The following is a 10,166-nucleotide window of genomic DNA, read 5'->3' as shown; positions in this document are numbered from 1 at the left end:
GCTCCTGCTCTTTTTCATCGCTTCCGATATCCTGAGTTGTATCTTCTGGGCACCTGTCCTCTTCTTGGCATTCTTGAAAAACACATTGCCAAGTACCGTCATCGCTTCTTCCAAATCGATATAAAATCTTTGTACATGAGAATCCAGTTCAAATGAATGGAGGGAACCATCGATATCATACACACTCATTAGCCCATCTAAACGGTAGTAAAGCTGTTTTTGATCAAGAGTCCCCAATTGGGAAGTCAAGAACTTTAATGAAAGATAGTCCAAAACAATTCCTAAGTGCTGCCTGGCTGATTTTTCAAGATGATGCGCTTCATCGATCACTAAATAATCATAGGAAGGAATTAAATTCCCTTTGTTGATGATATCCGACAGCAGCATGGAATGATTGGTTATGATCAGGTCTGCAGTCTGGGCACGTTTTCTTGCGTTCAGGTAGAAATCCTTCGCTACCCAAGGATCCTTACTGTGCGGGAGGTGCCAGCCATCATGGCGCAGCCGGTTCCAGAACAATTGACCGCCCGAAGTGAGGTTCAGCTCATCCACATCCCCCGTTTCAGTTCTTGTCAACCATACCAAAATCTGCATTTTCGTCAAGACGACATCGTATTGGGGATCGTCTTCACGAAGGGACTGTTCAAACTTAAAAAGGTTTATGTAGTGGTTTTTTCCCTTTAACAGCACTGTCTGAAATGAAGAAGGACTTACTTTTTCAAGCAGCTTAATCTCTTTTTGCATCAATTGTTCCTGGAGCTGAGTAGTAAAGGTGCTTATCACTACCCGTTCATCCCGCTGTTTTGCAAATTGGAGGGAGGGTAATAAGTATCCCAATGATTTACCGACTCCTGTGCCAGCTTCTATTACGAGATGTCTTTCCTCTTGAAATGATTCACGGACTTCATCAATCATCTGAATTTGCGCTGCCCTTTTTTCATAAGCTGAGATATGCAGTTCCAGATTTGATGAGATGTCCAAATCGACAGTATTTCCAACTGAAATATGCCCTATCTCATTTTCTTTTTTCTTTCGCAGTGCAATCCCCCTGTGTACTTCAAGTTCAAGCGGCAGATCTTCCACATGGCTTTGTTTCAGGGTGACAATCTCATCGAACAATAATGATAAGTCACTCTTCAGGCGTCCTGAGAGGACCTTCAGTTTCTCCAGTGTCACCAGCGGGAGCAGCTCCAGCCTGTGGATAAAGTGAAGCAGAAGTTCCGCTGTCACATAGGCATCACTATCTGCCTGATGCGGTCTGACATGGCTCAATGACAGCGAATTGGAAAGCTCCGTCAGCTTAAAACTGTCTGCTGAAGGCATCGCTATTTTAGCTAATTCGACTGTATCGAAGGCAGGGCCGTTAAACGTATTGTAGCCGGCTTCCTCCAATTCCGATTGTAAAAAAGAAAGGTCGAATGTCACGTTGTGAGCAACAAATACTCCGTTATCCAATAATTCCAGAATTTTAGGAGCGATTTCATGAAAGGCAGGAGCCTCCTTGACCATTTCATCATTTATTCCCGTCAGCTCTTCAATGAAAGGCGGGATGGACTTGCCTGGTGAAACAAATGAAGTGAATTGATCGACTATCTTACCATGCTCTATGATAACTGCTGAAATTTGTATTATTTTTTCTCCTCTTTTCGGAGAATTTCCTGTTGTTTCCAAATCCACAACGATTAATTTGAATGGATACATATTTTCTCACTGCCTTTATCTAAATCCTTAAATGATTCAGTTATACAATATGATTTCTAAATTAGTGTACCATAATTCAAATTAGAAGGCTCATAAATAGAAAAGCGGAGGCGGCTGTACCAGAGGCGACAAGCATATGGCGAAAACACCAGAAAGGCGTTTTTTTGCCTTTTTGGTGTTTTTGACTTATGACCTCGAGCCTCTAGCCGCCGGAGCTGGACAATAGAAAAGCGGAGGCGGCTTGACCAGAGGCGACAAGCATATGGTGAAAATACCAGAAAGGCGTTATTCTGCCTTTTTGGTGTTTTTGACCTATGACCTCGAGCCTCTAGCCGCCGGAGCTGGACAATAGAAAAGCGGAGGCGGCTTGACCAGAGGCGACAGGCATATGGTGAAAATACCAGAAAGGCGTTATTCTGCCTTTTTGGTGTTTTTGACCTATGACATGTGCCTCTAAGACCCGGAGCTGAATGTATCTAACTTCTCCGAGGGAATCTTCGACCGCCCCTCCATTCAACAGCTAGTAAAAACCATAAGTAACAAGTTTGCAAAGTATACCCTTCATCAAAAAAAAGAACGACTCTCTTTGGAATCGTTCAAAAATAAATATATTAATCAGTATATCGTCGCTTCTGGCTCTGTTCCGAGCATTTCCACGATATGATTACATTCATCCATGATCGCCACTTTAGGCACATGCCTGCTTACCATGTCCTCGGCCACCAGCTTATAAGAGATAATGATGACCACATCACCTTTCTGAACAAGCCTTGCTGCTGCTCCGTTCAGGCAAACAATACCGCTGCCCCTTTCACCCGGGATGATGTATGTCTCGAGTCTCGCCCCATTGTTGTTATTCACGATCTGGACTTTTTCGTTGGCCATCATGTCCACCCTGTCGAGGATATCCTGATCGATTGTTATGCTTCCCACATAATCAAGATTAGCCTCAGTGACCCGGGCTCTGTGTATCTTCCCGTTCATCATTGTTCTATACATGCTGATTCTCCTTTTTGTCCAATGAGATAATGATATTATCAATTAACCTGGCTTTTTGGAATTGAACTGCGATTGCAAGTATTATTTCACCATTCCATTCATGAAATGGAGTCAGTTCTGGGAACGTAAAGATTTCAACATATTCGACCTGACCAGAAGTCATGTTATGAATGAATTCTTTCACATCTGAAATAATAGCAGATGTGTTCACTTCGCCGGATTCTATCTTTTTCTTGGCCCCTCTCAGACTTTCATATATAGCGGGAGCTTCGTTTCTTTCCTCCTCGGATAGATATACATTCCTTGAGCTTTTAGCCAGCCCGTCTTCTTCCCTGACAGTCCGAACCCTCACAATTTCCACTGGAAAGAAATAATCATCAACAAGACCTTCCACAACGGCAACCTGCTGAGCATCCTTCAATCCGAAATAGGCTCTTCTCGGCTGCACCAGATGAAAAAGCTTTGTCAATACAGTGACAACTCCATCAAAATGACCTTCACGCTTTTTCCCGCACAGCACATGAACCCTTTCCTTTACATTCATCGCTACCGATAACGTCCCCGGGTACATTTCTTCGGAATCCGGCATGAATAAAATGTCAACATCCGCATTTTCCGCAAGCTTAAGGTCGCGTTCAATATTTCTTGGATAGCGATCGAAATCTTCATTCGGTCCAAACTGTAATGGGTTTACAAAAATACTCATGACCACGATATCATTATTGTTCCTTGCTTCTTTAATCAGTGAAAGGTGGCCATCATGCAGATATCCCATAGTCGGTACAAATCCGATGGTTCCGCCCGATTGTTTATGATGATGTATTTCTTCACGGAGTGTGTTGACTTTCGTTATGATTTTCACTTTTTACTTCCTCCATAAAGCATTTGCAATTCTTCTTCACGCATTGTAAAGGAATGCTTTTCTTCAGGGAATCTTCCACTCTTTACATCTTCTCTATAGCCGACCAGGCTGGAGGTTATGGTTTCTGAGATATTACTATATTGTTTGACAAATTTCGGTACCCTGCCGACGCCATAAGTAACAAGGTCGTGGAAAACAAGCACTTGGCCGTCAACTTCATTCCCTGCCCCGATTCCGATTACAGGGATGGTCAAAGCTTCCGACACCTCTTTTGCTAATTGTTTCGGTACACATTCCAAAACAATTGAGAACGCCCCTGCTTTTTCACATTCAATCGCATCTTCAAGCAGCATTTGTGCTGAATGGGCTGTTTTCCCTTGTACTTTGTAACCACCTAAAACACCGACAGACTGTGGAGTAAGACCTAAATGAGCCATCACTGGTATGCCTGCACCGGTCATCGATTGAATACGGTCGATCACCACACCTGCCCCTTCTACCTTAACAGCATTCGCACCGCTTTCCTGCACGATTCTTGCTGCTGCTTTTAATGTGTCTTCCCTTGAAAGGTGGTAGGTCATAAAAGGCATGTCTGTAACAATAAACGTGTTGGGAGCGCCTCTTTTGACAGCTTTGGTATGGTGAATCATATCGTCGACAGTCACAGGAATAGTCGAATCGTAGCCAAGCACCACCATGCCAAGTGAATCCCCTACCAAAATAATATCCATTCCTGCTTCTTCCGTTAATTTGGCACTAGGATAATCATAAGCAGTCAGCATCGTAACCTTTTCAGCTTCCTTTTTCATTTTTAGAAAATCCGTTGTCTGTTTCATGTTTTCCTCCTTCTTTACAGTCAGAGGAGACGAAACATCTATGAATTCACTTTCTTTTTTGGTCAGGCTCGGATTCCTCAAGTGCTGATTCTCAAGTGCAAAAGGAACCGGATGCAGCTTATCAACCGGGTCGTTGAAAGAGCCCCCAATAAAAAAACCTTCTGAAAAAATGACAGAAGGATCCCAAGTGTCTAATATGATTGTTTCGACCCTCTGTCCCAGTCCAATATGGATCAAGGCAGATTATTTTTGTATTCTTGTTTGTACTGCGAAAGGGTGCAGTTCATTCGATACTGCCCAATTTGAATTATACCATAAAAAAAAGAGAGGGAATAAAGATAAATCTTCAATTCTCCTCCCAGACGCCATTCCTAAATATTCACTTCGATATCTGCGGAATATATATGATGAACGGTACCATCATTATCTTTTATCTTTAACACTCCCTCTGCAGTTATACCCAGAGCAGTGCCTTCAACTGTTCCATTGATCGTACGTGCCCTTATCCGTTTCCCAATTGAAACAGCATAACTTTCCCATAATAATTTGATGGGAGTAAATCCTTCCTTCATATAGAGGGTATATAGGGATTCGATTCTTTCCAAAACAGTCTGGACAAGTTCCGCCCTGGAGAGAAGATCTCCTTTTTCGATCGCAAGCGAGGTGGCAATAGATCGAATTTCAGCGGGAAAATGATCGATGGAATGATTCACATTCATTCCAATTCCAATGATGATCGAATTGATTTTGTCTGATTCCGCCTGTAGTTCAGTCAGAATCCCCGTAACTTTCTTCCCATTAATAAGGATATCATTCGGCCATTTGATTTGAGGTTGAAGCTCTGTGACTTCCTCAATCGCCTGTACGACGGCTACTGCTGTGATCAAGGTGAACTGCGGTGCTTTCTGGGGAGGCAGATGGGGCTTTAATATAAGACTCATCCAAATCCCGCTTCCAGATGAAGAATGCCATTCACGCATGAGTCTCCCTCTTCCGGCAGTCTGTTCATCTGCAATGACAAGAGTTCCTTCAACGGCACCATTACCTGCTAAATCGTGTGCAATTTTCTGCGTGCTGGGAACTGATTCTTCATAATGGATGACTTGCCCCAAAGTTGAAGTCTGTAATCCCAGCCTGATTTTATTTTCTGTTACGCTATCTGGGGTGTTTATAATTCGATACCCTTTCTTCCTGACAGCTTCCAATACGAACCCTTCTTTACGGAGCTCTTCTATATGCTTCCAAATGGCCGTCCGGGAACACCCTGCTATATCCGCCAGCGCCTGTCCTGATAAAAAGTCTCCTTTTGACTCTGAAAATGCCTGAATCAGTTTTTTTCTGATGGACTGCATGTTTCGATCCACCTCCTAATTGTTTCATGTTCGTTCTTGATTTCTCCATTTATAACGGCCATTTCGATCTTACCAAGGACCTCCTTGAGCCATGGTCCTCCCGTGCGTCCAGTCCACTGCATCAAATCCTTGCCTGTTACCTCCAGTTCCTCTCTGCTTTTGATAGGTAAAGTTTCGTATTCAAGCTCCAGGCTGCCCATGGCTGAAGGTTCAATCGAATGAATGCAGTTATATACCATTTCTACGTTTTTCGCTCTCTGTAAACCTGAAAGATAGAGAAGCTCCTTCGTCCATCCTTTTTTTGTACGAATGGAAAGAATCTGTATTTCTTTAGTCCGCTCTTTGATTTTTTTTGAGGGAAGTTTCCACGCTTTTAAAAATTCTGCAGGTCTTTCATCTATGCACGCTAGAATAAGAAGCCATGTTTGATCCTTACTTAAACTTTTCAATAATGGAAAGCCTGCTATCTCTTTAATTGTATTTTTCTTGTCGGCAAGGTCAGGAAGCTGCTTAAATAGGGATGTTTGAAGAAGGAGCTTTATAGCCAGATCCCTGAAATCCCCAATCATCATCTTCTCGAATTCCATCGCTTTCCGTTCTACTGCAATATGTGTCAACAGGTTTTGGTGCGATTTCAATGCCTTCAGGGTGGAAGGTTCCAATTCAAAACCGAGTTGGCTGACAAACCGGATGCCTCTCAACATTCTCAAAGCATCTTCTGAAAAACGATCAGAAGGGGCCCCTACCGTCCTGATAATTCCCTGCTCGATATCCGCCTGTCCTTTAAATGGATCATAGATTATACCTTCTGCATCCATTGCCAGGCTGTTCATAGTGAAATCCCGTCTCTGGAGATCCCCTTCTAAAGAACGAATGAACTCCACTTGATTTGGGCGCCTGAAGTCACGATACTCTGATTCAGTCCTGAATGTAGTGATTTCATATTCACCAGAGGGTTCGAGTACCAATACGGTTCCATGTTCGATACCGATATCGGCTGTACGGGGGAATATCCCCTTTATTTCGTCCGGTAAAGCCGAAGTGGCAATATCCACATCATTGATGGGCCTTCCAAGAAGGTGATCCCTTACAGAACCTCCTACGAAATAAGCCTGGAATCCTGCTTTTTCTATTCTTTTTAAAAGAGGAACCGCATCCTGGAAGATCGTTGGCAACACTATATATGCACCCTCTCCACTACCCGAAACAAAGTAGCTATTTTATATTAGTTCTTTATAAATCTGTTCATATTGCTCGATAATTTTTTTCGAATGAAATTTCGTCCTCGCTGTTTCAAATGCATTGATGGATAAGGACTTGTGAAGTACATCATTACCTAGCATTCTGATAGCTTTGGAGGAGATCGCATCTACATCTCCCACATCACAAATATAGCCGTTGCAGCCGTCTTCAATGACTTCAGGGATCCCGCCGATATCTGTGCCGATACACGGAACCCCGCAAGCCATTGCTTCAAGGGCCACCAATCCGAAACTTTCCTTCTCTGAGAGCAGCAATTTCAAGTCACTGATTGAATATAGTTCCTCGAGATTATCCTGCTTTCCAAGAAATAATACTCGATCCTTCAGCCCTAAGTCCTTCACCTGCTTGCATACGACAGTCATTTCAGGGCCGTCCCCAACGAGGAGAAGTTTTGCCGGAATCTCTTTTTGTATCAGATTAAAAGATGACACGACATCCTTCACTCTTTTTACTCCCCGGAAGTTAGATACATGAATGATTACTTTTTCATCTTCGTGAATGCCGTATTCATTCCGTAAATGACTGGAATCGACATGGCGGTAAACCCGCTCGTCGATAAAATTATATACCGTTTTAATCTCTTTATCAGGGCGGATAAGTTCAGTTGTCTGATCTGCGAGTGCATTCGATACAGCGGTTACCACATCTGACTTTTCAATACCAAACCGAATGGCTCCCGTAAGTGACGGATCATATCCGAGTACAGTGATATCCGTCCCGTGAAGTGTGGTCACAATCTTTACATCTTTGTCAGCCATCTGCTTGCCCAATATGGCACATACAGCGTGCGGAATGGCGTAATGCACATGAAGGATGTCCAGATTTTCCCGTACGATTATTTCAGCCATCTTATTAGCGAGGGCAATATCATAAGGAGGATATTGAAATACTGAGTATTGATTGACTTCAACCTGATGAAAATAAATATTATGATACATTTTGTTTATCCTGAATGGAATACTGGAGGTAATAAAATGGATTTCATGACCTTTTTCAGCAAGCAGTTTACCAAGCTCAGTGGCAACTACTCCAGACCCTCCAACCGTAGGATAGCAAGTTATTCCTATTTTCAATTTCATGTGTCATACTCCTAACAAGTCGTGATGCAGAATGAGCGTGTTATAAGAGAAAAATCCTTCAGCATAACGTATTCCAGCGTCTTTTCCCATCATTCTTTCTCTCGCTTCTATTGCTTCTATGTATTCATCGGTCAATGGTGTAGAAACCCCGTCTATTCCTTTGTTAAACTGACTTTCATAAGCACGGAGGCTATGAAGCTTCCGTTCTATTTGATCCTCGATATTTATGACAAAATGAGGTCTGTGAAAACCATTGATGATATAAAAATACAGATTTGCCGCTTTATGTACAGATAGTGAAGGATTGAATTTCCGTACTCCTGAAGAAAAGTATGCCTCCTTCACCAATCTAGAGGCATTTCCGTGATCAGGATGCCGGTCCTGCTCATATGGAGCAAACACAGCTTCCGGTTTATACTTTCTTATGATCCCCACCACTTTATTAATATTTTCCTCAGTAAGGAAGATACCCCGGTCCGGGATGTCCAGTGTCACCCTCTCACTTACCCCCAGGTATTCAGCAGCTTTCATTGCTTCACGTTCCCTCACTGGAACCGATCCATTGGATGAAAGTTCAGCCTTTGTCAAATCACAGATGACAACTTTTTTGCCGGCCTCTGCATATTTAGCAAGTGTTCCCCCCATCCCGATTTCCACATCATCTGCATGTGCACCAAAGGCAAGGATATCCACTCTTTCTTCTGTCACCTTAATCCTCCCTTTCTTTTTTGACGCTTCTCCACTGTATATCCCCTCTATCAAGCCCTTTCACCAATACTTCAGCTGTTCCCATGTTTGTCGCTAAAGGGACAGAATATACATCACACAGTCTTATAAGGGCTGACACATCAGGCTCATGGGGCTGTGCGGTTAGCGGATCCCTGAAGAACAGGACAAGATCCATTTTATCATTTGCAATATAGGACCCAATTTCCTGATCCCCACCCAATGGACCGGAACGGAAACGGTGTACCGATAATCCTGTTTCTTCGGATATCCTTTTTCCGGTTGTACCAGTGGCAAACAAAGAGTATTTCTCTATGATCGGCTGATACGCCAGAACAAAGCGGATTAAGTCATCCTTTTTCTTATCATGAGCTATCAAAGCAATATTCATCAGCGCTTCACCCTCTAGTCCAAAATATTTTCTAAACCATATACAAGTGTATTCAGGTTCATGACGGTTTCAACTGAAACTTTGACCCCCGACATGAAACTTGCTCTGTTATATGAATCATGACGCACTGTAAGTGTTTGTCCCTCGGCACCGAACATCACCTGCTGATGGGCAATCAATCCAGGCAGCCTGACACTATGGATATGCATGCCGTCGATATTGGCTCCCCTTGCCCCCGAAATAGATTCCTTTTCATTCTGATGTCCCTGTGTTTTTGGCTCCCTTACTTCTTTGATCATTTCAGCTGTTTTAACCGCAGTTCCTGATGGAGCATCCAGTTTTTGGTCATGATGCAATTCGATGATTTCAATATCTTCGAAGTACTTTGCAGCCATTTGTGAAAACTTCATCATTAATACCGCACCAATTGCGAAGTTTGGAGCAATGATACAGCCAAGTTCCCTGGACTCGGCAAGTGCCTTTAGTTCGGAGAGTTCCTCCGCCGTAAAGCCTGTTGTTCCAACGACCGGCCTGACCCCATATTCCAATGCAGTTTTCGTATGTATATATCCGACTTCAGGTGTCGTCAGATCAATCAATACATGAGGAGTTTCCTCGTTGAAGCATTCTGTTATTTCCTTATAAACAGGAACGTCAAGGCTTGCCTCGCCTTTATGATCGATCACGCTGATCAGTGTAAAATGGGGGGTGTTCTGGACGAGGTCAACGGCCTCTTTGCCCATTCTTCCTCTCGGCCCTGCAATGGTCACTTTAATTTGTTTCATGATCTTCACCGCCTTCTTTTCTTGTCCAACGATCTTTATCACGTGTATTAAATTTATGCATAACACGATTATGTGCTTCCTCAAGACTGATATTCAGAGAATTAGCCAGACAGAGGAGCACAAATAAGACATCACCAAGTTCTTCTTCAACAGTTTTTTCTTTTTCGGTATT

At 43.0% G+C, this 10,166-nt stretch carries 11 protein-coding genes; all 11 read right to left on the bottom strand.

Annotation, left to right across the window (positions count from 1 at the left end; genetic code table 11):
* On the bottom strand, nt 1-1,701 hold a 1,701-nt coding region (locus tag HP456_RS14975; protein ID WP_172252482.1), incomplete at its 3' end, for an exonuclease domain-containing protein.
* Between the two features lie 615 nt (nt 1,702-2,316).
* Nucleotides 2,317-2,700, bottom strand: coding sequence for an aspartate 1-decarboxylase (gene panD / locus HP456_RS14970; protein ID WP_172252480.1), 384 nt, complete (start codon nt 2,698-2,700; stop codon nt 2,317-2,319).
* On the bottom strand, nt 2,693-3,562 hold the full coding sequence (panC, locus tag HP456_RS14965) for a pantoate--beta-alanine ligase (RefSeq protein ID WP_172252478.1): 870 nt from the start codon (nt 3,560-3,562) through the stop codon (nt 2,693-2,695). The genes panD and panC overlap by 8 nt, the downstream gene beginning before the upstream one ends.
* Nucleotides 3,559-4,398, bottom strand: a complete 840-nt coding sequence (gene panB / locus HP456_RS14960; protein WP_172252476.1) for a 3-methyl-2-oxobutanoate hydroxymethyltransferase — start codon at nt 4,396-4,398, stop codon at nt 3,559-3,561. Before panB ends, panC begins: the two co-directional genes overlap by 4 nt.
* Nucleotides 4,399-4,769: 371 nt before the next feature.
* Nucleotides 4,770-5,750, bottom strand: a complete 981-nt coding sequence (locus HP456_RS14955; RefSeq protein ID WP_172252474.1) for a biotin--[acetyl-CoA-carboxylase] ligase — start codon at nt 5,748-5,750, stop codon at nt 4,770-4,772.
* Complete coding sequence (locus tag HP456_RS14950) at nt 5,726-6,925, bottom strand: CCA tRNA nucleotidyltransferase (RefSeq protein WP_172252484.1); 1,200 nt, start codon at nt 6,923-6,925, stop codon at nt 5,726-5,728. The genes HP456_RS14955 and HP456_RS14950 overlap by 25 nt, the downstream gene beginning before the upstream one ends.
* Nucleotides 6,926-6,970: 45 nt before the next feature.
* A complete protein-coding gene (gene bshA, locus HP456_RS14945) occupies nt 6,971-8,092 on the bottom strand; it encodes an N-acetyl-alpha-D-glucosaminyl L-malate synthase BshA (protein ID WP_172252472.1) in 1,122 nt (373 codons plus the stop codon).
* Nucleotides 8,093-8,095: 3 nt separating this feature from the next.
* On the bottom strand, nt 8,096-8,800 hold the full coding sequence (gene bshB1, locus HP456_RS14940; protein WP_172252470.1) for a bacillithiol biosynthesis deacetylase BshB1: 705 nt from the start codon (nt 8,798-8,800) through the stop codon (nt 8,096-8,098).
* Nucleotide 8,801: 1 nt separating this feature from the next.
* A complete protein-coding gene (mgsA, locus tag HP456_RS14935) occupies nt 8,802-9,209 on the bottom strand; it encodes a methylglyoxal synthase (RefSeq protein WP_172252468.1) in 408 nt (135 codons plus the stop codon).
* 14 nt (nt 9,210-9,223) lie between these two features.
* Nucleotides 9,224-9,994: a 4-hydroxy-tetrahydrodipicolinate reductase gene (gene dapB, locus HP456_RS14930; protein ID WP_172252466.1), complete on the bottom strand. Its 771-nt coding sequence runs from the start codon at nt 9,992-9,994 to the stop codon at nt 9,224-9,226.
* Nucleotides 9,981-10,166, bottom strand: a 186-nt coding sequence (locus tag HP456_RS14925) for a MazG nucleotide pyrophosphohydrolase domain-containing protein (RefSeq protein WP_281358053.1), incomplete at its 5' end; no start/stop codon positions are given. The genes dapB and HP456_RS14925, both read right to left, overlap by 14 nt.

The sequence above is a fragment of the Bacillus haikouensis genome (assembly GCF_013179555.1).
Lineage (GTDB): Bacteria > Bacillota > Bacilli > Bacillales > Bacillaceae_B > Rossellomorea > Rossellomorea haikouensis_A.
This window is presented reverse-complemented; position numbering and strand designations above follow the sequence as displayed.

Excerpts from the sequence above, each read along its gene's own strand:
- mgsA (WP_172252468.1), bottom strand. The coding sequence starts at position 9,209 with ATGAATATTGCTTTGATAGCTCATGATAAGAAAAAGGATGACTTAATC.
- panB (WP_172252476.1), bottom strand. The coding sequence starts at position 4,398 with ATGAAACAGACAACGGATTTTCTAAAAATGAAAAAGGAAGCTGAAAAG.
- HP456_RS14955 (WP_172252474.1), bottom strand. The coding sequence starts at position 5,750 with ATGCAGTCCATCAGAAAAAAACTGATTCAGGCATTTTCAGAGTCAAAA.
- panD (WP_172252480.1), bottom strand. The coding sequence starts at position 2,700 with ATGTATAGAACAATGATGAACGGGAAGATACACAGAGCCCGGGTCACT.
- bshA (WP_172252472.1), bottom strand. The coding sequence starts at position 8,092 with ATGAAATTGAAAATAGGAATAACTTGCTATCCTACGGTTGGAGGGTCT.
- dapB (WP_172252466.1), bottom strand. The coding sequence starts at position 9,994 with ATGAAACAAATTAAAGTGACCATTGCAGGGCCGAGAGGAAGAATGGGC.